The following is a 21,686-nucleotide window of genomic DNA, read 5'->3' as shown; positions in this document are numbered from 1 at the left end:
GCATCAAGTCGGGCGCGGTGGACCTCGTGTTATGGTCTCCGCGCCCGGTCTTTTCGCGGGCCGCGTTGCGCCATGCCGTCGCGTCGCGAGCCGAGCGGCGCGACAACCTGACCGTCGCGACGGATCGCTGCACGCGCATTTCCCCGACCATTGATTCCGATCAAGCAAACCCCGGGCATTCCGGGCGAAGGCAAAGGCGCCATCGGGGAGCCCTGCATGCCGCCAGAGTCACAGCAATCCACCGCGGGTTGGGAAGCCTATTGCGCCGCGGCCCGCGCGCTCGCCGGTCAGAGCGCCTCAGTCCCTGTCGAACCCGTCGAAGCATCATCCAGCCAAGAGGCTCCAGATGCCGTCTGCCGTTGATCGCCCCTTCCGCGTCGACCTGGCCGTCCTGCCGCTCATCGCCGGCGGCGGCTTCATCGCCGCGATCGTGGAGGCGGCGCGTTCGCCCGATCCGGCCATGGTCATCCAGGCCTGGACCTTCGCGGCCTGCATGCTGGGTATCGGCATCTTCTATCTCGTCAACTATGGCGGCGGCGTGCCGGCGGAGGAGAGCTCCGGCTACCGCAACAACGTCGTCAAGGCGGGCGTCGTCGCCTCGATGATCTGGGGCATCGCCGGCATGCTGGTCGGCCTGATCATCGCGCTGCAGCTTTCCTTTCCGAGCCTGTTCTATTTTCCCGATTGGCCGTGGACGAATTTCGGCCGCCTGCGCCCGCTGCATACCTCGGCGGTGATCTTCGCGTTCGGCGGCAATGTGCTGATCGCGACGTCGTTCTACGTCGTGCAGCGCACGACCAGGGCCGCGCTGTTCGGCGGCTCGCTGCCCTGGTTCGTGTTCTGGGGCTACAACACCTTCATCGTGCTCGCGGGCACCGGCTATCTGCTGGGCGTCACGGAGGGCCGCGAATATGCCGAGCCGGAATGGTACGCCGATCTGTGGCTGACCGTCGTGTGGGTCTGCTACCTGCTGACCTTCCTCGGCACGATCATCAAGCGCAAAGAGCCGCATATCTACGTCGCGAACTGGTTCTATCTCGCCTTCATCGCCACCATCGCGATCCTGCATATCGTCAACAACCTGTCGCTGCCGGTCTCGCTGCTGTCGACGAAGAGCGTCTCGGCGTTTTCCGGCGTGCAGGACGCGCTGACACAGTGGTGGTACGGCCACAATGCGGTGGGATTCTTCCTCACCGCCGGCTTCCTCGGAATCATGTACTATTTCATCCCGAAGCGCGCCGAGCGGCCGATCTATTCCTACCGCCTCTCCATCGTCCATTTCTGGACGCTGATCTTCATCTACATCTGGGCCGGTCCGCATCATCTGCTCTACACCGCGTTGCCCGACTGGGCGCAGACGCTGGGCATGACCTTCTCGATCATCCTGTGGATGCCGAGCTGGGGCGGCATGATCAACGGCCTGATGACGCTGTCCGGCGCATGGGACAAGCTGCGCACCGATCCTGTCCTGCGCATGCTGGTTGTCTCAGTCGCGTTCTACGGCATGTCGACCTTCGAAGGTCCGGTGATGAGCGTGCGCACGGTCAACGCCCTGTCGCACTACACCAACTGGACGATCGGCCATGTCCATTCGGGGGCGCTCGGCTGGGTCGGCTATATCAGCTTCGGCGCGCTCTATTGCCTGGTGCCGTGGCTGTGGAAGAAGAAGGCGCTCTATTCCAACGCGCTGGTCGAGTGGCATTTCTGGATCTCGACGCTCGGCATCGTGCTTTACATCACGTCGATGTGGGTCGCCGGCATCATGCAGGGCCTGATGTGGCGCGCCTATAACGATTTCGGCTTCCTCGAATATTCCTTCGTCGAGGGCGTCCAGGCGATGCATCCCTACTACATCATCCGCGCGCTCGGCGGGGCGATGTATCTGGGTGGCGTCCTGATCATGGCCTACAATCTCTGGCGCACAGTCAAGAGCGGCGCACCCGCACCAAGCGCCGCTGCCGCGCCTCTAGCTGCCGCGGAGGCCGTGTCGTGAACCATCAGATCTTCGAAAAGAACTCGATCCTCTTGCTGATCGGCATCCTCATCGTCGTCGCCATCGGCGGCGCGGTCGAGATCGCCCCGCTGTTCTGGGTGAACGGCACCGTCGAGAAGGTCGACGGCATGCGCCCTTACACGCCGCTCGAACTCGCCGGCCGCGACATCTATATCCGCGAGGGGTGCTATGTCTGCCATAGCCAGATGATCCGCTCGCTGCGCGACGAGGTCGAACGCTACGGCCATTACAGCCTGGCGGCCGAGAGCATGTACGATCATCCGTTCCAATGGGGCTCGGAGCGGACCGGCCCGGATTTGGCGCGCGTCGGCGGCAAATATTCCGACGAATGGCAGCGCGCCCATCTCGCCGATCCGCGCTCGGTCGTCCCGGAATCGGTCATGCCGCCCTATGTCTTTCTCGAAAAGACGCCGCTCAACTATCGCGACATCGCCGATGTGATGCGCGCGAACCGTACGGTGGGCGTGCCCTATACCGACGCCGAAATTGCCAATGCCGCGGCCGATCTCGAGGCGCAGGCCAATCCGGACAGCGACGGCGTGGACGCGTTCAAGAAACGCTATCCCGAGGCCGCGGCACGCGACTTCGACGGCAATCCGAAGGACATAACCGAAGCCGACGCCCTGATCGCCTATCTGCAGATGCTCGGCACACTGGTGGACTTCAAGACCTACCACGCCAACGCGCCCGAGAACCGGAGATAGCCATGGAACGCTGGGCTTACGAAGACGTGCTGGCCTTCGCCCAGAGCTGGGGCGCCGTCTATTTCATCGTCATGTTCGCGGTCGCTTTCACTTACGCGCTTTGGCCGTCGAACAAAAAACGGTTCGAGGAAGCGGCGCGAATTCCCTTCGAAGAGGGAGAGATTTGATGTCGGACCACGACAAGGAGGTCGATCAGGTCTCCGGCACCGAGACCACCGGCCACGAATGGGACGGGATCAAGGAGCTCAACACCCCGCTGCCGCGCTGGTGGCTGGGCTTGTTTTTCGTCTGCATCGCCTGGGCGGTAGTCTACTGGATTTTCATGCCGGCTTGGCCGGGCATCTATGGCTACACCCATGGCGTCCTCAACCGCTCGCAGCGCGACGTCGTCACCGGCGAAGTCGCGGCGCTCAAGGCGGCGCGTCTCGCCAAGGATCGCGAACTGGCGCATGCGAGCTTGGCGCAGATCCAGGCCAATCCGGACTTGCTGCAATTCGCGCTGGCCGAGGGCCGCGCGACCTTCGGCGACAATTGCGCTGCCTGCCATGGCAGCGGGGGACAGGGCGCGCATGGCTATCCGAACCTCAACGACGACGCCTGGCTGTGGGGCGGCAGGCTCGCCGACCTCCAGCATACGATCACGGTCGGCGTGCGCTCGACCAGTCCGGATACCCGCCAGTCGCAGATGCCGGCCTTCGGCCGCGACGGCATGCTGAAGCCCGAACAGATCGACGATCTGACCGAGTACGTCGTGCACCTTTCGGGCCGCGCCGCCGACGCGCATGCGGTCGGGCGCGGGGCGAAACTGTTCGCCGACAATTGCGCGATGTGCCATGGGCCGGCCGGCAAAGGCAATCGCGAGATGGGCGCGCCGAACCTGACCGACAACGAATGGCTGTACGGTCCGAAGCGCGAGGATATCCGCGACCAGATCTGGAACGGCCATGGCGGCGTGATGCCGACCTGGGGTGGACGGCTGTCGCCGGAAGAGATCAAGGCGCTTGCGGTGTACGTCCACAGCCTCGGCGGCGGAGAGTAGGCGCCAACGATGACCGCGTGCACTGTCATCACGATGCGGAATGCAACGCCCGTCGCCGGCCACGCGGCCGAAGGCGTGGAGCGCTCGGATGCCCAGGCGAGCAACAGCGCGGCCAACCGCCAGTTCTACAAGGCGCGCGTACCGATCTATCCCAAGCTGGTCCACGGCACCTATCGCAAGGTCAAATGGGCGGTCATGGCGATCACGCTTGCGATCTACTATCTCGTGCCGTGGATTCGTTGGGATCGCGGGCCGTCCGCGCCCAGCCAAGCCGTCCTCGTCGATCTCGCGCATGAGCGCTTCTATTTCTTCTTCATCGAGATCTGGCCGCAGGAAGTCTATTACATCACCGGCCTGCTCATCCTGGCCGCGGTCGCGCTGTTTCTCGTCACCGCGCTGTTCGGCCGGCTGTGGTGCGGATACACCTGCCCGCAGACGGTGTGGACCGACCTCTTTATTTATGTCGAGAACCTGATCGAGGGGGATCGCTCGGCCCGCATCCGCCTCTCCGCCGCGCCTTGGACCGTGGGCAAGGTCGCAAAGCGCGTCTCAAAGCATGCCATCTGGATCGCAATCGCCGTCGCAACGGGCGGCGCCTGGGTATTCTATTTCACGGACGCGCCGGCGCTCGCGCAGGCGCTGATCGCCGGCTCGGCGTGCATGATCGTCTATGGCGCGATCGCCATTCTGGCGTTCACCACCTACACGCTGGGCGGGTTGATGCGCGAACAAGTCTGCACCTATATGTGTCCCTGGCCGCGCATCCAGGGCGCCATGATCGACGACGAAGCGCTGTCCGTCACCTGTCGTTCCGACCGCGGCGAGCCGCGCGGCGCGCATAAGAAGGGCCAGCCCTGGGACGGGCGCGGCGCCTGCGTCGACTGCAACCAGTGCGTGGCGGCCTGCCCGATGGGCATCGATATCCGCGACGGGACCCAGCTCGAATGCATCAATTGCGGCTTGTGCATCGATGCGTGCGACGATGTGATGGCGCGCGTCGGCCTGCCGAAAGGCCTTATCGCATACGACACCGACGCGAATGTCATGCGCCGCAGCCGAGGCGAAAAGGCGCGCTTCCGGTTCGTTCGCCCGCGCACCGTGCTCTACGGCGCCGTTCTCGCGATCGTTTCGGGCGTCATGCTGCTCAGCCTGCTCACCCGCCACACGATCGGCATCGACGTGATCCGCGACCGTAACCCGAACTTCGTCGCCCTGGCGGACGGCTCGGTGCGCAACGGCTATACGCTCAAATTGATGAACCGCGCCGACACCGCGCGCGACTTCTATCTGTCGATCGGGGGCATCAGGCCCGTGAAGGTCAACGTCATCGGCCTCGGCGTCGTTTCGCTTCCGGTCAGGCTCTCCGTCGATCCGGACAAGGTGCGCGCCGTGCGCGTCCTGGTGACGGTCGCGCGGCCCGATCTGCAAAGCGGTTCGCAGGACATCGAATTCGCGCTGCGCGACGCCAAAAGCGGCGAAAGCCGCGACGCCGGCGCCGTCTTCGTGTCGGGAGAACAGCGATGATCCGTCCGTTGACCGGCCGTGGCGTACTCGTCTGGCTCGGCGGGTTCTTCGCCTGCATCATCGCGGTGAACGTCTATTTCATCGTGATCTCCATCGATACTTTCCGCGGCGAGGACGAGCAGAAGCCCTATCTCCAGGGCATCGAGTACAATACGACGCTCGAACGCCGCGCCGCGCAGGCGCGGCTGGGCTGGAAGGCCGATGTCGCGGTCCGGCGGCTGAAGGACGGCCATGTGCGCATCGAGATCGGCTTGAAAGATGCGGCCGGTCGTGCGCCGGGCGATGCGGTGCTGGCGGCAGAGCTTCGCCATCCCGCCGACGAGAATCGCGACCGCGCCCTGCGCATCGTGGCCGCCGGCGGCGGCCGCTACTGGGCCGATGCCGGCGATGTCGCGTCCGGCGCATGGGATATCCTCCTGTCGAATGCCGACCGGCGCGCCCCGTTCGAGGCGACGGCGCGGCTGTGGGTACCGTGAGCGCGGCGGACAGTTATTCCGCCTTCGTGCGGGCGGAGCGCGATGGCGTCTCCGCGATGGACCTCGCCGTGCGCGGCGCGCGTTGCGCCAATTGTCTTGCCAAGATCGAAGGCGGCGTGCGCGGCATCTCCGGCGTGACCGAGGCCCGCCTCAATCTCTCCACCGGAAAGCTGCACGTCGCCTGGCGGGGCGATGCCGTCGCGCCGGCAGCGGTGATCGATCGCGTACAGACGCTGGGCTACGACGCGGCGCCTTACGACGCGGCGCAATCGCTCGATGACGGCCAGGAAGAGGGCAGGCGGCTGCTGCGATGCCTGGCCATTGCCGGCTTCGGTACGGTCTTCGTCGTCGGTTTGACGGACGCGGTCTGGTATGGCGCGAGCGATATGAGCCCGGCGACCCGCCAGCTCTTTTTCTGGCTCGCCGCCGCCATATCCGTTCCCGTGTCGCTTTTCGCGGCGCAGCCCTTCTTCCAGTCCGCCTTCCGGAGCCTCGCCAAGCGCCAGACCAACATGGATGTGCCGATCAGCCTCGCCATCCTCCTGTCGCTCGCGCTCAGCCTTTATGAGACCGTCCGGCACGGTGCGCATACCTATTTCGACGCCGCGGTGATGCTGGCATTCCTCCTCCTGATCGGCCGCTATCTCGACTACCTTTTGCGCGACCGTGCACGCGGCGCGGCGCAGCATCTGGTCGCGCTCCAGGCGGCGACGGCGCGCCGCCTTAAGCCGGGCGGCGAGATGGAAACGGTGGCCGCGCGCGAACTCGGCGCCGGCGACCGCATCTTGCTCGCCAGCGGCGAGCGCGTTCCGGCCGACGGCGTCGCGGAGGACGACAGCGATGCCGACATCTCGCTCGTCACCGGCGAGAGCGCGCCCGTGGCGGTCCGGCGCGGCGACTCCCTGCGCGCGGGCACCATCATCGTCGGCCGTCCCGTCGTGTTGCGCGCGACCGTCGGCGTGGACGACAGCCTCGTCGCCGATCTGGCGCGGCTGCTCGAAGCAGGGCAGCAGACGCGCAGCCTCCATGTCCGCCTGGCCGACCGCGCCGCGCGCGCTTATGTGCCCTTCGTCGCCATCGCGTCGCTCCTGGTGTTCACGGGCTGGTTCGCCGTCGGCGCGGCGCTGCCCGTCGCGCTGACCAACGCCATTGCCGTCCTGATCATCACCTGTCCCTGCGCGCTCGGCCTCGCGGTGCCCGCGGTGCAGATCGTCGCCACCGGCCGTCTGTTCAATCGCGGCGTCTTCGTGAAGTCCGGCGATGCGCTGGAACGCCTCGCGGAAATCGACCGCGCCGTATTCGACAAGACCGGCACGCTGACCCTGGGTACGCCGCAATTGCGGAATGCCGCGGAAATTCCCCGCGCCACACTGCAAGCCGCCGCGCGACTCGCCCGCGCCAGCCGCCATCCGCTGGCGCGCGCCGTCGCCGAGGCCGCCGGCACGGGTCCGGTCGCCGCTGGAGTCTCCGAGATCGCCGGCGCCGGACTTTCTGCTGCGGTCGACGGCGAAGAGCACCGCCTCGGAAGCGCGCCGTGGTGCGGTGCCGGCTCAACCTCCCATGGCAGCGAATTGTGGTACCGCGCCGGAAACGCTGCGCCCGTGCGGTTCGCATTCCAAGACAAGATACGGCCCGACACCAAACAGGCGATCGCCGACCTGAAAGCGCGCGGCATCGCGGTCGAGATGCTGACCGGCGACCGCGCCGAGCCGGCGATGCAGATCGCGAGCGAAGCCGGCATCGACTCCTGGCGGGCCGCCATCGGCCCCGCCGAGAAGGCGGCGTACATGCAGGCCTTGCGGGCGCGGGGCGAACGCGTGCTCATGATCGGCGATGGGCTGAACGATGCGGGGGCTCTGGCATTGGCACATGTCTCCATCGCACCCGGCAGCGCGGCCGATGTCAGCCAGCGCGCCGCCGATCTGGTGCTGCGCGGCGATTCCATCGCGCCGATCGTCGAGGCGGTCGATATCGCGCGCCGGGCGCGCCGCCTTGTGGTGCAAAACTTCGCCTTCGCCGCGCTCTACAATCTCGCGGCCATTCCGCTCGCCGCGTTCGGCCTCATGACCCCGCTGATCGCCGCCGGCGCCATGGCGGGGTCCTCATTGATCGTCACGCTGAACGCCTTGCGGCTCGCGAGGGCGCCGTGAACGGCATCGCCGTCATCATCGCCGCGGCGCTCGCTTTCGGATTGACCGCGCTCGGACTTCTGTTGTGGTCGTTGAACAGCGGCCAGTACGACGATCCGGAGGGCGACGCCAATCGGATATTGCTGGACGACGACAAAGACGCTTGAGCTAGCCGCGCTGCGGCGTCCAGTTCAGCAGACGCCGGTATTCCTCCTCGGTGCCGCCGTAGAGCCCGCCGGACTTCTCCAGCAGCCCCTGGCGGTCGACGATCGCGATCAGTCCGCGGGTCACCCGCGTCAGTCCCTGTTCTTCCAGAACCTTCAGCGCGACCGAGACGCCGGGCCGCCGCACCGACAGCATCGTCGCGATATAGTCATGGGTGATCGCCAGCGTGTCGCCCTCCACCCGGTCGTGCAGCGTCAGGAGCCAGCGGGCGAGGCGCTGTTCCAGAAGTCCCGCGCCGTTGGCGAGTGCGGTATGGGCCACCTGGATCGCGAAGGCGCGCGCGAACAGCAAGAGGTGGTCGCGCAGGGTCGTGCTCTCCGCCAGCAATTCGCGCAATCGGGATGCGGCGATCCGATGACCCTCGCCTGCAATCTGCATGACGATCAGCTGCGCCGCGCGGCTATCGCCCAGAACGACGCCGGTACCGGTCATGCCCTCATAGCCGATCACCCCGGTCTCGACCCGGCTGCCGCCCGAGCTTTCGGCGATGACGGAGGCGATGCCGCTCTGCGGAAAATAAATCCAATCCACGTCGCGGCCGCGCGTTTCCAGCTCCTTGTCCGCGGCAAGCTTCACCGGCTGGAGTTCCGGCGCGACACGTTCCCAATCGGCGTCGCCGAGCGATGCGAGAAGATGATTGCGGTCGCGCAAATCGGAACTCCTTCCCCGCCTACCGGTGATATCTAAGCCTTTCAGGGGAACGTTGGTTCCCCGGAAAAAAGAAACGGCGCTTTTTGCGCGGGTGGACGGACGGTTACGGGGAGCGTGAAAACCCGGCGTGGGGTCGCTCCAAAGACAGCGTTCGTCGGGCGGCTGGAAACGCTACCGGACTCTGAGCGTCGCGATCTGGAACGGCCGAAGGGCGAGCGTGCGGGCGCCGTCCGCCGGCGGGATCGCCTCGCCTTCGTCCTCGAGCGTGTTGCTGCGCTCGACGCCGTGCACGGCCGTGCCGAATGCCAGCCGGGCCTGTGTCGAGGCGCCGCTGCTTTCATAGAGCCGCACGATCCAGCCCTTGCCGTCTTCCGCCGGTTTGATCGTATCGATCACGACATTGGCGGGCTCGGCCGAAACCAGCGGCTCCGACAGGATCGCAGCCGGCATGCCCTTCGCCCATAGCAGCGGACGGTTGAAGCAGGCGGCACGGGCGACCGTGGCCGCCGCGCGCCAATCGCCGGCATGGGGATAGAGCGCGTAGCGCAGGCGATGGATACCGATGTCGGCGGTGCGGTCTGGCGACTCCGTGCCGCGCAGCAGGCTGAGGCTCATGACATTGCCCAACGTCGAATAGCCGTAGCGGGAATCGGTCAGGAGCGAGACGCCGAAACCGGGCTCGGACAGATCGGCCCAGCGATGGCCGGGCACTTCGTATTGTGCAAGATCGGCATCGGTGTTGGCGTGGGTCGGGCGCTCGACCGCGCCATACATCGTCTCATAAGTCGCGCGGGGCGCCTTGGCGGCGAGCGGGAAGGCGGCCTTCAGCAGGGTGCGGCGCTCATGCCAGTCGATCTCGGTGTCGAATTCGAGTTGGTCGGCGCTGGCGTCCAGGCGGACGGTCTGCGTCAGGCGGCTCTTCCCGCCGATAGGGTGTTCGAAGCGCACTTCAGCGCGCAGCGGGCCGCGCGCGACGATTTCGCAGCGTCCGGCGGGGGCGCATTCCCGGCCGGTCTCCAGCGCGAAGGGATCGATATCCCAGGCCTCGTATTCCGTCGGACGGTCGTCGAACAAGACGAAGCGATTGGCCTTGCCGGCGAGGGCTTCGCGGCCGCTCGCAAGATGCGTCAGGGACAGAACGGCTCCGCCCCGGTTCAGAACGGCGCGAAGCCGCCCATTGTCGAGGACGATGTCGCCGGCATCTTCGACGCGCACGCCCTGGGGCGCGTCTTCGATGCGGCCGGCCGAGAACGGCGCGGCGACGACGCGCTGCAAACGCCCGTGCGGCCCGGCGGCGATCTCGTCCCGCGCGAAGCCGGTGGGGTTGAACGGCATCGCGTCGCTGCCGCGCGACAATCCGTCGAGCAGCTTTTGCGAAAGAGCCTCGGTCCGTTCCGCGAGTTCGGCCAATTCCTTGCGTGCGCGGACGTAGACTTCGCCGATGCTGCTGCCCGGCAGGATGTCGTGGAACTGGTTGACCAGGAGCACGCGCCACAATGCTTCGACCTCCGGTCGCGACGGTGCCGGTTTGCCGACCACGAGGCTCGCGGTGCAGAGCAGGTCGAGCGTCTGAAGCCGGCCTTCGATCAGGCGGTTGAGCCGTTTGACCTCCGCCTGGCTGGTGTAGGTGCCGCGATGGTATTCGAAATAAAGCTCACCCTCTATCGTCGCGAAATCGTCCGCCTCGCGTTCCAGCCGGTCGTAGAAGTCATTGGGATCGCGCGTCGCGGCTCTCGGCACGCCGAGCAGATCGCCGGTCCGGCGCAGCGATTCGATCATGACGGCGTCGGGCCCGCCGCCGCCGTCGCCATAGCCGAACAGATAGAGCGCCTCCGCTGAGCGGTCGGCGTCCTTGTAGTTGGCCGCGTGGTAGCGCATCTCTTCGATCGAGCACATGCTGTTGTAGGTGTCCGACGGCGGGAAATGCGTGAGCACTTCGCTGCCGTCGATGCCGCGCCAGCGGAAGCTGTGATGCGGCGGCACGGTGAAGCGGTTCCAGGAAAGCTTCTGGGTCAGGAAACGGTCCATGCCGGCTTCGCGCATCAACTGCGGCAATTGCCCGGCATAGCCGAACACGTCCGGATTCCAGAAGATGCGGGAGCGCGCGCCGAAGGTCCTCTCGAAATAGCGCTGACCGTAGAGGAATTGGCGGCACATCGACTCGCCGCTCGGCAGGTTGCAGTCCGGCTCGACCCAGCTTCCGCCGATGGGAATCCATTGCCCGCCCGCGACCTTGGCGCGGATGCGGGCGAAGAGATCGGGATCGGCCTGCTCCATCATCACATATTGCGCCGCCTGGGAGCAGGCGAATTTGAATTCGGGATAGTCGTCCATCAGGGCGAGGACGTTGGCGAAGCTGCGCTGGCATTTGCGCCGCGTCTCCTCGATCGGCCAGAGCCAGGCGGTGTCGATATGGGCGTGCCCGATGGCGGTGAGTTCGTGCGCCACGGTGCCGTTCTTCGCCGAAAATAGCCCGGCAAGGATCGCCCGGCCCGCATCCCAGGTCGTCCGGTCGTCGGGATCGAGCAGATTGCAGACGCGGTTCAAATCGTGGAGCAGCTTTCCGGCCCAGGTCGTGTCGAGCGCTGGCCGCACCAGTTTGGGGGCGACGCCGCCGGTCGAGCGCGGTGTCTGCGGCGGCTCGCGGTCGGCCTCGAGCTGGCGCAGCACGTCGAAATCATGGAACAGCGACCAGGCCTCGGGATCGAAGCGGCGGATATCGCAGGCTGCAAGCTGGTAGGGCTCGGCCGGCGGGTGTCCGGCTTCGGCGGCACCGAAGGCGCGATTGCATGCGATCTCGATATATAAAGTGACGGTCTCGCCGCCTTTGGCGGCCCGCGCCACCGGCGCGGTGTGGCGGCCGCTGTTGAGGCCCTGGGTCGAGCGGCCGTTCATCCAGAGCAGGGCCTCCGACCGGGAATCCCAATGGAGGTCGACGCGCGATCCGCGCCAATCTTCCGGAATCCGCACCGTCACGCGCGCCCAATACGTCGCCCAGAGCGGGCCGAGCGGCGCGCCGATGGCGGCCTCGCGGTAGTCCAGCGTTTTGGCCTGTTCGAACGCGATGCGATCGGTCGGTCCGGCCAGTTCGATCCGCTCGACGGCGGCGCGGTCGGGATAGATGGCGCGCTTCAGCCGCCGCGCGAACTGCGTCAGCCGCGTGCGGGTGTAACCGGGATAGCGGCCGCGGACGCGCTGGAATTCGCCGCGTTGCGATGTGTCGTGGGTCATGGCGGTCACTTTACGGCAATTCCCGCGGTTTGCGCACGCGGTTGACAGGTTCGTGCGCCTGTCCCTCTGATCGGGCGGCATGAGCCAGGCCACCGCATCGCTGCAGACGGCGCTCGCGCATGCCGCGCGGCTGCTCGACAGCGACCCGTCGGCGGCGGCGGCGCAGGCGCGCGCCATTCTCGATGCCGTCCCCGGCCATCCGCAGGCGCGATTATGCCTCGGTTCGGCGCAACGGCGGCAGGGCGATCTGCCCGCGTCGCGCGACACGCTGGAGGCCCTGGCCGGAGAGCAGCCGAGGGCGCCGTCCGTCTGGTTCGAACTCGGCCGCACCCGCGCCGCGCAGGGCGAGACGCAGGCCGCGATCGACGCGCTGCGGAAGGCGACCCGCCTCAATCCCGATTTCGGCGACGCCTGGGCCGCGCTCGGCGAACAATATGGGCTCATCGGCGACGACGCGCGGGCGGCCGATGCCACGGCGCAGCAGCTTCGTCTCGCGACCCGAGATCCCAGGCTGATCGAAGCCGCCCTGGCGCTGTGCGACAACAAGCTTGCGGTCGCGGAGCGGCTGTTGCGGACGTTTCTCAAGACCGACCCGTCGAACATCGCGGCGCTTCGCATGCTGGCGGAAATCGGCGCGCGGCTGGGACGCTATGGCGACGCGGAAATCCTGCTGGCGCGCTGCCTGGAACTGGCGCCCACCTTCGCGGCCGCGCGGCACAACTACGCCATCGTGCTTCATCGCCAGAACAAATCCGAAGACGCCATCGCGCAGATCGAAATCCTTCAGCGGGAAGACGCACGCAATCCCGCCTATCGCGCCTTGAAAGGCGCGGCCTATGGCCAGATCGGCGAATACGCCAAGGCCATCGCCTGCTACGAGGACGTGCTCAAGGCGTTCCCCAACCAGCCCAAGGCGTGGATGAGCTATGGCCATGCGCTGAAGGCGGTGGGCCGGCAGGCGGATTCCGTCGCCGCCTACCGCAAATCGCTGTCGCTGGCGCCGGCCCTGGGCGAAGCATGGTGGAGCCTCGCCAATCTCAAGACCGTCGCCTTCGCGGCGTCCGATATCGAGGCGATGCGGGCCGGGCTGGCGCGGACCGATCTCGACGGCGAGGACCGCTATCACCTGCATTTCGCGCTGGGCAAGGCACTGGAAGACGCGCACGGCTATGCAGACGCGTTCGAACAGTATCGCCAAGGCAATGCGCTGCGCCGAAAAACCGTCGTCTATGACGCGGTCGAGACCTCCGATCATGTCCGCCGTTCCAAGCTCGTCTTCACGCCCTATCTCTTTGCGGCGCGGGCCGGATGGGGTCATCCGGCGCCCGATCCGATCTTCATCGTCGGGCTGCCGCGCGCCGGGTCGACGCTGCTGGAACAGATCCTGGCGACGCACAGCCAAGTCGAAGGCACGATGGAGCTGCCCGACATCATCGCCATCGCGCGGCGCCTCTCCGGCCGCAAGGCGCGCAGCCAGGCGTCCAACTATCCCGAGATGCTCGCGAACCTTTCGCGTGACGACCTGCACGAGCTCGGCGCCGAATATCTCGAACGCACCCGCGTGCAGCGCAAGCTCGGCCGGCCGTTCTTCATCGACAAGATGCCGAACAATTTCGCCCACGCAGGACTGATCCATCTGATCCTGCCCAACGCCAAAATCGTCGACGCGCGGCGCCATCCGCTGGGCTGCTGCTTCTCGGCCTTTAAGCAGCATTTCGCGCGCGGCCAGGCGTTCAGCTACGACCTCACCGAACTCGGCCGCTACTATGCCGACTATGTCGAGCTTATGCGCCACATGGACGACGCCTTGCCGGGCCGTATCCATCGGGCGATCTACGAACGCATGGTCGACGACCCGGAAGCCGAGGTGCGCCGCCTGCTCGACTATTGCGGTCTGCCCTTCGAGGAAGGCTGCCTGCAATTCCATCGAAACGACCGCGCCGTGCGCACCGCGAGTTCCGAACAGGTGCGCCGCCCGATCTTCCGCGACGGCGTCGACCACTGGCAAAACTTCGATCCCTGGCTGCGGCCTCTCAAGGCCGCGCTGGGCCCAGTGTTGCAGGATTACACTTAGCTGCCTCTTTTAACGCAGTGCAGCATTTTTCCGCAGTCCCACCGCCTGCGCGGCATTGACGGCCCCTTTTGCCGGGGTTTCAACTTGTGACACTTGCGAGACCGTGAATTTGCGTACGTGGGCGGCGGCCACTTTTCCGGGGGACTTGGCATGTGGGGGATTTCGACGGGCGGCCGCGTGCGGCCGGCGCTTTGGCAGGTGCTGCTGACCTCCACGATGTTGACGGGGCCCGCGTTCGCCGCCGATGCCGACAGGCCGGCCGGCATCGAGACGGTGGTGGTCACCGCCGAAAAGCGCTCCGAGGACATCCAGCGCGCGCCGCTCAGCATCCAGGCCTTGCCGACCGAGAAGCTCGAGCAGCTGCATGTGACGAACTTCGCCGACTATGTGAAGTTCCTGCCGAGCGTGACCTATACGGTGGGCGGCGCCGGCGCCGGCAATGGCGGGCCGGGCTTCGCCAATGTCTCGATGCGCGGCGTGTCGAGCGGCAATGACGGCAACCATTCCGGCTCTCTTCCCACCGTCGGCATCTATCTCGACGAGCAGCCGATCACCACGATCGGCGGCGCGCTCGACGTGCATGTCTACGACATCGCGCGCGTCGAATCGCTGTCGGGCCCGCAAGGCACGCTCTATGGCGCGAGCTCGGAAGCCGGCACGATCCGCATCATCACCAACCGGCCCGATCCGAGCGCCTTCTCCGCCGCCTATGACGTCAGCGTGAACACGGTGGACCATGGCAGCATCGGCTATGGCGGCGAGGGCTTCGTCAATATTCCGCTGGCCGACGATCTCGCCATCCGACTGGTCGGCTATTCCGAGCACGACTCCGGTTTCATCGACAACGTGCCCGGCACCCGCTTCTTCCCGACATCGGGCGTCACGGTGAGCAACGCCGCCATCGCCAAGAACAATTTCAACAGCGTCGACACGTTCGGCGGCCGCGCCGCGCTGGAATTCGATCTCGACGACAATTGGACGATCACGCCCACCGTCGTGGCGCAGCACACCCAGACCAGCGGCATCTTCGCCTACGATCCCAGCGTCGGCGATCTGAAGGTGCAGCATTTCTTCCCGGAATACGCGCACGACACCTGGGTGCAGGCGGGGCTGGCAATCCACGGCAAGATCGCCAATCTCGATATCAACTATTCCGGCGGCTACATGGATCGTCAGATCAACGCCGCGTCGGACTACACCGACTATTCGTTCTTCTACGACAACCTGTACGGCTACGGCGCCTACATCTACGACAATCACGGCAATTTCATCGATCCCCGGCAGTACATCTTCGAGAAGGATCATTTCACGAAGATCAGCCAGGAGCTGCGCGTCTCGACGCCGGCGGACGAGCCACTGCGGTTCGTCGGCGGGCTGTTCTTCGAGCGGCAGGGCCATTACATCCTGCAAAACTACCAGATCGCCAATCTGTCCGACACGAACGCCGATCCGGGCGTCGGCCAGCTTTCGGTGCCCAACTGGCCGGGCACGCTGTGGCTGACCGACCAGCAGCGCTACGACAACGACTATGCCGCGTTCGGCGAGGTCAGCTACGACCTGACCAAGAAGGTCACGCTCACGCTCGGCGGGCGCGTCTTCTATGCCGCCAATTCGCTGAAGGGCTTTTTCGGCTTCTCCGACGCCTATAGTTCGCATACCGGCGTGTCGCAGTGCTTCGCGCCCACCAGCGTCGACAACGGCCCCTGCACCAATCTCGACAAGAGCGTCTACGAGTCCGGCTTCACGCATAAGTTCAACATGAACTACAAGATTGACGACGACAGCCTCGTCTACGCGACCTGGTCGACCGGATTCCGTCCGGGCGGCGTCAACCGCCGCGGCACCATCCCGCCCTATCAGCCGGACCGCCTCACGAATTACGAGATCGGCTGGAAGACCGCCTGGCTCGACCACACCCTCATCTTCAACGGCGCCGCCTATATCGAGAATTGGAACCATTTCCAGTTCTCCTTCCTGGGCCTCAACTCCTTCACCGAGATCCACAATGCCGGCCAGGCCAAGATTTACGGCATCGAAAGCGACGTGACCTGGATGCCGGTGACGGGCCTCACCATCAGCGGCTCGGGCGCCTACAACGACTCGCACCTGACCAAGGACTATTGCGGCCCCGTGGGCGTCACGATCTGCCCGGGCACCGCGGATGCACCGGCCGGCACGCCGCTACCGACGCCGAAGTTCAAGACCAACTGGACAGCGCGCTACGAATTCCCGCTGGTCGACGACTTCCTCGGCCATGTCCAGACCAGCGTGATCTACCAGGGGGCGAGCTGGCCGGACCTGCGCGTCATGGCGCCCAATCCCGTCACCGGGGTCGACGTGCCGATCCGCGCCGCGCTCGGCCGCCAGCGGGCCTTCACCAATGTCGACTTCACGGTGGGCGTCGACACCGACAAATGGGCGCTCGAGCTGTCGGTCCTGAATGCCTTCGACCAGCGCGACGATCTCTACCGCTACGCCGAGTGCACCGTGCAGATCTGCGGCGCCGAGCCCTATGTCGCGACGAACACGCCGCGGCAGATCGGGCTCAGATTCAGCCAGAAGTTCTGAGCCGCGATCAGTCCAGCGTCTCTTCCAGATAGCGCCGGCGCAGATGGCGCTTGAGGGCTTCGCCGGACAGTTTCGCTCCGGTCGCCGCCACGACGAGGTCGTCGAAGCTTTTCAGGCTCGCCTGTTCGTGGATGCGCGGCCGCACCCAGGCGAAATAGGGCTTGAAGTCGCCGCGACCGAGCGCGGGTAGTATCTGCAAATCCTCGGAGCAGGCGGTCTCGAACAATTGCGCCGCCAGGGCTTCGCCGAGTGCGTAGTTCGGGAAATAGCCGAACAGCGCCGCCGCCCAATGGATGTCCTGCAGGCAGCCCTTGGCGTGATCGGGCGGCATGCGGCCGAACAGCTTGCCGAACATCTCGTTCCAGGCGCCGGGGATGTCGTCCACGCCGAGATCGCCCGACAGCAGCGCCCGTTCGAGGCGGTAGCGCAGGATCACGTGCAGCGGATAGGAAATCTCGTCGGCGTTGACGCGGATGAAATCGTCGTCGACGCGGCGGACGAAGTTGAGCAGGTTGCGCGGTGCCCACGGAGCCGGATCGCCGCCCAGATATTCGTGCAGCAGGGGACCCAGGAACGCCAGGAACTCCCTGGATCGGCCCGCCATCATCTCCAGCATCAGCGACTGGCTCTCATGCGCCGACGCGCCGCGCGCGAAGCCGACGGGCGAGAAGGCGAGGCGGCGCGGCAGGTTCAGCTCGTACATCGAATGGCCGGCCTCGTGCATCGTCGCCATCACCGCATAGCGGAACTTGTCTTCGCTGAAACGTGTGGTGAACCGCACATCGCCGGGCGAATGCGGCATCGAGAAGGGATGCGGCGCCTCGTCGATCCGGCTGTTCTCCGGCGAATGGCCGACGACCGCGGCGAGGCGCTGCGACAGCGCCTTCTGTCTCGCGACGGAAAAATCGCCGTGGAATTCCAACACGTCGGGCCATGATTTCTGACGTTCGCGGACGTCCGCGAGGATGCCGGGCAGGCTCGCCGCCAGATCGTCGAAGATCGGATCGATGACGGCGGAGGTCAGGCCCGGGTCCATCTCGTCCATCATCGCGTCATAGGGGGCAAGACCCAGCGCCGCGCCCTTGGCGGCCGCCACCTCCTTGTGGATCGCCATCAGTTTCTTGAATCCCGGCGCGAACAAGGAGAAATCGCCGGTCGCCTTGGCTTCCAGCCACGCCGCCTGCAGCGCCTGGCTCACGCGCGCGCGCTCGACGACGAGGTCCTTGGGCACCGCGGCGCGATGCACGAAGAGCCGGCGCATCTCGGCGAGATTGGCGCGGTCGGCGTCGTCGAGTGCATCGGCGTAGCCTTGCGCTTCGTCGAGCAGGGCGCCGATCTCGGGCGAGCCGGTCAGGTCGGTGGTGATCTCGGCCAAGGCGCCGCGCTGTTCGCCGCGGGCCCAGCTCCCGCCCTTGGGCATGTTGGTCTGCGCGTCCCAGTCGATCAGCGCCTCGATGCTGGCGAGCTTGCAGGACAGCGCGAACTTCGCCGCCGCGCGGGCATAGGGATCGGCCTGGAGGGATGACATGGGGCGCCTCGGATCGTGCTGGGCGAGCGTAGGGCGAGGTTGCGCGGTTTCCTACCCTCCCCTTGAGGGAGGGTCGAAATTTGCGCAGCAAATTTCGGGGAGGGGTCTAGCCGCGGCGCCGGCCCCCTCCCCGAAATATCTCGCGCGTACACTGTCGCTACGCGCCGCTTCGATTTTTCGACCCTCCCTCAAGGGGAGGGTAGATTTCAGATCACCATCTGGGTCTGGATCACCATCGCGACCAGCTTGCCGTCGGCGCGGGTGATGGTGGTCTGCCAGACCGAGCTGCGCCGGCCGACATGCAGCGCGACGCTTTCCGCGAACACCGGCTCGCCGGCCTTGGCCGCGCCGATGAAGTTCGTCTTGCTCTCGATCGTCGTGGTGGCCGCGCCTTCTGGCAGATTGAGGAAGGCGCCGCAGGAGGCGACGATGTCGGCGAGCGACATCAGGGCGCCGCCGTGGAGCGTGCCGCCGGAGCGGCACAGCTCGTTGCGGGCGGCGAGGGTGGCGCGGACGCGCTTGGGCGTCGCCTCGGTGATCTCGAGCCCGATCAGCTTGGGGAAGGGCTGCTCGGCCGGAGTGAGACGGGGCAGCGGCGCGGGTTCGCTGTCATTGGCGGGAAGAAGCTTGGCTGTATCAACGTGGAGCATCTCGTTCTCCTGTTGCACCGGATCGGCACGAAGATCGCGCCAGACAACCGGGACTGAAACCTGCATGCGACATCTCTGCAGGGATCGTGCCTGTGCCGTTTCGGGACTTGGCGTCCGGATTCAGGATTTGTTTTTCCCGGCGCGGCTAGATTCGGTCCGCAAACGGACGCGAAAACATCGTGCTCGACCGTCTTACCGCGCCTTGGCTCGACCGTTCCAACTACCCGTTGGACTGGAACGGCCCGGTCGCGCGCGCCGCAGCGGCCGAAATCGATCTTACCCGCCCGATCTTCGAACTCTTCGCCGAGACGGCGTTGCGCCATCCCGATCGCATCGCGCTCGACGACGGTGCGCGGTCGCTCAGCTATGCCGAGACCCTGGCGGCCGCCCGCGCATTGGCGCGGCGGCTCGCCCGGGAGACGGCGCCGGACGACCTCGTCGGCATCCTGCTGCCGTCGTGCTGCGACTTCACCGTCGCGATGCTGGCCTGCCTCGCGGCGGGACGGCTCTTCGTTCCGCTCGATTCCCATTATCCGCAGGCCTGGCTCGGCGGCGTCGTGCAGGATTGCGGCATGGCGGTAGTCATCGGCTTTTCCGGGGACGCCGAAATCGACGGCCTCGTGCCGCCCGGGGTGCGGCGCATCGCTCTGGGCGAAACCGGGCCAGTGTCCGCCGCGCCGCTCGCGCCGGCGGGCCCCGACGCGCCGGCCTTCGTTCTCTTCACCTCCGGCAGCACCGGCAAGCCCAAGGGCATCGTCAACAGCCAGCGCGCCCTGCTGCGCCGCGTCGCGCAATATGCCGAGGCCGCGCATATCGACGAGACCGACCGCTTCCTGCCGCTGAGCTCCGAATGCACCATCGCCGGCCTGCGCGAGCGCTTCGCCGCGCTCCTGAGCGGCGCCACGCTTCGTCTCATCGATGTGCAGCGCAACGGCGCGCGCGCGATCCTGGACCGGCTCGCGGGCGTCACCGTCGTCTATGCCGTGCCGGCGCTGCTGCGCGCGCTGATGCCGCTCGGCGCGGCGCCGCCTTCGCTGCGGGTCCTGCGCGTCGGCGGCGAGGCGGTGTTGTGGAGCGACATCGATGCGCTCCGGGCCTGGCTGCCGCCCGATTGCCGCATCGAGCTCGGATATTCCTCGACCGAGGCGCCGATCATGCAATGGTTCGTGCCGGCGGATTTCCCGCGCGAAGGCGACCGCGTGCCGCTCGGCTATCCGCTCGCCGGCAATGCGCTGGCGGTGGTCGGCGAGAACGGCGAGGCCGCGACGCCGGGCGAGGCCGGCGAACTGGTGCTGCGCAGCCCCTATGTCGCGCTCGGACGCTGGGTCGACGGCAAGGTCGACGCCGGCGATTTTCCCGCCGATCCGAAGGATCCGTCCTGCCGCATCCATCGCACCGGCGATCTGGTGCGGCTGCGCGCCGACGGATTGATCGACCTGGTGGGCCGCAAGGACCGCCAGATCAAGATCCGCGGGCAGCGCGTCGAGCCGGCCGAGCTCGAAGCCGCGATCCGCCGCCGCCCCGGCATCCGCGACGCCGCAGTGTTCCCGCGCCGCGTCGGCCAGCACTGGTGGCTCATCGCCTATATCGTCGGTCCCTGCGCCGGGCTGAAGGCGGCGCTGCGCGACTCGCTGCCGGCCGCGCTGCAGCCGCAGCGCATCCACAGCATCGATGCCGTTCCGCGACTGGCCAGCGCCAAGCTCGACATGGCGGCGCTGGCCGCGCTGGACGAGGACTGGCAGCGGCGCGAGGTCGAACTGCCGGCGCCCGACACGGCCGCGCCGGCCGGCAAGACCGAGGAGATCGTCGCCGCGATCTGGCGGCGCGTGCTGAAGCGCGAGCGCATCGGACGCAACGCGGATTTCTTCGATTGCGGCGGGGATTCGCTTTCCACCCTCGAAATCATGTTCGGCATCGAGGATGCGCTCGCCGTCGAACTGCCGGTGACGGCGATCTTCGCGACGCCGACCATCGCCAGCCTCGCGGCCGCGATCGACGATCGCCGGCCGGCGGAATTTTCGCCGCTGGTGCCGATCAAGGACGGCGTGGGAACGCCGCTTTTCATCGTGCATGGGCTCGGCGGCAATGTGATGGAGCTGTTCCCGGTGGGCCGGCGGGTCGCGGGCGACGGACCGGTCTACGCCATCCAGGCGCGCGGGCTGGACGGCCGCGCGGCGCCCGCGACCTCCATCGCCGCGATGGCCGACGACTACATCGCCGAGATTCTCAAGCGTTATCCGCATGGCGCGTTCCATCTTGCCGGCTATTCCTCGGGCGGGCTCATCGCGTTCGAGATGGCGCGGCTGCTGTACGAAGCGGGCGAGCCGCCCGCGTCATTGACGCTGATCGACGCGCAGAGCAGCGCCGGGCAGTGGCCGTTCGCGATCTGGCTCGGGATGGTGGCGCAGCGCGCCCGATTTCACGCGCGTGCCCTGCGCGCGATGCCGATGGGCGAGCGCCTGCATTATGCGGGCACGGCGATCCTGTCCTTCGGGCACAAGCTCCTGCTGCGGCTCGGGCTGGAGAAGGTGCCGGCCGTGGAAGCCCCGAATCCCCGCATTCCTTCCGCATTGCAGGCCGTCGCCGATGCGACGACCGCCGCCGTGGCGCATTATGCGCCCGGCTTCTACAACGGAGTTGTGCATCTCGTCGTGCCGGAGATCCGCGATCCGCAACGCCCCGATCCGGCGCGGCTGTGGCGCGACCGCTGCGCCGCGCTGACGGTGAGCCGCGTGCCGGGCGATCATCGCTCGATGGTCCGGGGCGAGAACGCGGTGCATCTCGCGGCGGCGCTGTCGGACGTCGTGGCGGTCTGAATCATTCGCGGTCGTTCCATGGCGCGGCGGCGCCGTTTGGGTCAGCTCGGACTTGTG

15 protein-coding genes are annotated in these 21,686 nt (G+C 66.7%); 11 read left to right on the top strand and 4 right to left on the bottom strand.

The genetic code is table 11. From position 1 onward, the window contains the following. Positions 1–346 precede the first annotated feature (346 nt). Genes ccoN through ccoS form a run of 8 tightly spaced genes read left to right on the top strand, consistent with a single transcriptional unit; the run spans position 347 to position 8,053 of the window. The gene (ccoN, locus tag WDN01_13965) at positions 347–1,993 is read left to right on the top strand and encodes a cytochrome-c oxidase, cbb3-type subunit I (protein ID MEJ0027130.1); all 1,647 of its coding nucleotides are present in this window, start codon (positions 347–349) and stop codon (positions 1,991–1,993) included. Then, a complete protein-coding gene (gene ccoO, locus WDN01_13960) occupies positions 1,990–2,718 on the top strand; it encodes a cytochrome-c oxidase, cbb3-type subunit II (GenBank protein ID MEJ0027129.1) in 729 nt (242 codons plus the stop codon). The genes ccoN and ccoO overlap by 4 nt, the downstream gene beginning before the upstream one ends. A gap of 2 nt (positions 2,719–2,720) precedes the next feature. Then, complete coding sequence (locus WDN01_13955; GenBank protein ID MEJ0027128.1) at positions 2,721–2,885, top strand: cbb3-type cytochrome c oxidase subunit 3; 165 nt, start codon at positions 2,721–2,723, stop codon at positions 2,883–2,885. Continuing rightward, the gene (ccoP, locus tag WDN01_13950; GenBank protein MEJ0027127.1) at positions 2,885–3,757 is read left to right on the top strand and encodes a cytochrome-c oxidase, cbb3-type subunit III; all 873 of its coding nucleotides are present in this window, start codon (positions 2,885–2,887) and stop codon (positions 3,755–3,757) included. The genes WDN01_13955 and ccoP overlap by 1 nt, the downstream gene beginning before the upstream one ends. A 9-nt stretch (positions 3,758–3,766) precedes the next feature. Then, entirely contained in the window at positions 3,767–5,281 is a 1,515-nt protein-coding gene (ccoG, locus tag WDN01_13945; protein ID MEJ0027126.1) for a cytochrome c oxidase accessory protein CcoG, read from the top strand. Continuing rightward, positions 5,278–5,757: a FixH family protein gene (locus tag WDN01_13940; protein MEJ0027125.1), complete on the top strand. Its 480-nt coding sequence runs from the start codon at positions 5,278–5,280 to the stop codon at positions 5,755–5,757. Before ccoG ends, WDN01_13940 begins: the two co-directional genes overlap by 4 nt. Beyond that, positions 5,754–7,907, top strand: coding sequence for a heavy metal translocating P-type ATPase (locus WDN01_13935; protein ID MEJ0027124.1), 2,154 nt, complete (start codon positions 5,754–5,756; stop codon positions 7,905–7,907). Before WDN01_13940 ends, WDN01_13935 begins: the two co-directional genes overlap by 4 nt. Then, entirely contained in the window at positions 7,904–8,053 is a 150-nt protein-coding gene (gene ccoS / locus WDN01_13930; GenBank protein ID MEJ0027123.1) for a cbb3-type cytochrome oxidase assembly protein CcoS, read from the top strand. The genes WDN01_13935 and ccoS overlap by 4 nt, the downstream gene beginning before the upstream one ends. Before the next feature lies 1 nt (position 8,054). On the opposite strand, the gene WDN01_13925 is transcribed toward ccoS, so the two are convergent. Both WDN01_13925 and WDN01_13920 read right to left on the bottom strand, forming a co-directional pair. Continuing rightward, a complete protein-coding gene (locus WDN01_13925) occupies positions 8,055–8,762 on the bottom strand; it encodes a Crp/Fnr family transcriptional regulator (GenBank protein ID MEJ0027122.1) in 708 nt (235 codons plus the stop codon). A 171-nt stretch (positions 8,763–8,933) separates the two neighbouring features. Further along, positions 8,934–11,993 carry an alpha-mannosidase gene (locus tag WDN01_13920; GenBank protein ID MEJ0027121.1) on the bottom strand — a complete coding sequence of 1,020 codons (3,060 nt, stop codon included), beginning with the start codon at positions 11,991–11,993 and terminating at the stop codon, positions 8,934–8,936. A 79-nt stretch (positions 11,994–12,072) separates the two neighbouring features. Between WDN01_13920 and WDN01_13915 the strand changes: the two genes are divergently transcribed. Together WDN01_13915 and WDN01_13910 are read left to right on the top strand one after the other, a co-directional pair. Continuing rightward, entirely contained in the window at positions 12,073–14,067 is a 1,995-nt protein-coding gene (locus WDN01_13915; protein ID MEJ0027120.1) for a sulfotransferase, read from the top strand. Positions 14,068–14,217: 150 nt separating this feature from the next. Beyond that, on the top strand, positions 14,218–16,635 hold the full coding sequence (locus WDN01_13910; protein ID MEJ0027119.1) for a TonB-dependent receptor: 2,418 nt from the start codon (positions 14,218–14,220) through the stop codon (positions 16,633–16,635). Between the two features lie 7 nt (positions 16,636–16,642). On the opposite strand, the gene WDN01_13905 is transcribed toward WDN01_13910, so the two are convergent. Both WDN01_13905 and WDN01_13900 read right to left on the bottom strand, forming a co-directional pair. Beyond that, positions 16,643–18,163 carry a carboxypeptidase M32 gene (locus WDN01_13905; protein ID MEJ0027118.1) on the bottom strand — a complete coding sequence of 507 codons (1,521 nt, stop codon included), beginning with the start codon at positions 18,161–18,163 and terminating at the stop codon, positions 16,643–16,645. 206 nt (positions 18,164–18,369) lie between these two features. Further along, positions 18,370–18,879, bottom strand: coding sequence for a PaaI family thioesterase (locus tag WDN01_13900; protein MEJ0027117.1), 510 nt, complete (start codon positions 18,877–18,879; stop codon positions 18,370–18,372). 113 nt (positions 18,880–18,992) lie between these two features. Between WDN01_13900 and WDN01_13895 the strand changes: the two genes are divergently transcribed. Continuing rightward, complete coding sequence (locus WDN01_13895) at positions 18,993–21,629, top strand: AMP-binding protein (GenBank protein MEJ0027116.1); 2,637 nt, start codon at positions 18,993–18,995, stop codon at positions 21,627–21,629. Positions 21,630–21,686 lie beyond the last annotated feature (57 nt).

Origin of the sequence: Rhizomicrobium sp., from assembly GCA_037200985.1 — a bacterium.
Taxonomy (GTDB): Bacteria; Pseudomonadota; Alphaproteobacteria; order Micropepsales; family Micropepsaceae; genus Rhizomicrobium.
Note: the sequence above shows the minus strand (reverse complement) of the source record. Positions and strands in the feature narration are given on the sequence as shown.

Excerpts from the sequence above, each read along its gene's own strand:
- WDN01_13900 (MEJ0027117.1), bottom strand. The coding sequence starts at position 18,879 with ATGCAGGTTTCAGTCCCGGTTGTCTGGCGCGATCTTCGTGCCGATCCG.
- WDN01_13920 (MEJ0027121.1), bottom strand. The coding sequence starts at position 11,993 with ATGACCCACGACACATCGCAACGCGGCGAATTCCAGCGCGTCCGCGGC.
- WDN01_13910 (MEJ0027119.1), top strand. The coding sequence starts at position 14,218 with ATGTGGGGGATTTCGACGGGCGGCCGCGTGCGGCCGGCGCTTTGGCAG.
- ccoP (MEJ0027127.1), top strand. The coding sequence starts at position 2,885 with ATGTCGGACCACGACAAGGAGGTCGATCAGGTCTCCGGCACCGAGACC.
- ccoG (MEJ0027126.1), top strand. The coding sequence starts at position 3,767 with ATGACCGCGTGCACTGTCATCACGATGCGGAATGCAACGCCCGTCGCC.
- ccoN (MEJ0027130.1), top strand. The coding sequence starts at position 347 with ATGCCGTCTGCCGTTGATCGCCCCTTCCGCGTCGACCTGGCCGTCCTG.
- WDN01_13955 (MEJ0027128.1), top strand. The coding sequence starts at position 2,721 with ATGGAACGCTGGGCTTACGAAGACGTGCTGGCCTTCGCCCAGAGCTGG.
- WDN01_13905 (MEJ0027118.1), bottom strand. The coding sequence starts at position 18,163 with ATGTCATCCCTCCAGGCCGATCCCTATGCCCGCGCGGCGGCGAAGTTC.
- WDN01_13940 (MEJ0027125.1), top strand. The coding sequence starts at position 5,278 with ATGATCCGTCCGTTGACCGGCCGTGGCGTACTCGTCTGGCTCGGCGGG.
- WDN01_13915 (MEJ0027120.1), top strand. The coding sequence starts at position 12,073 with ATGAGCCAGGCCACCGCATCGCTGCAGACGGCGCTCGCGCATGCCGCG.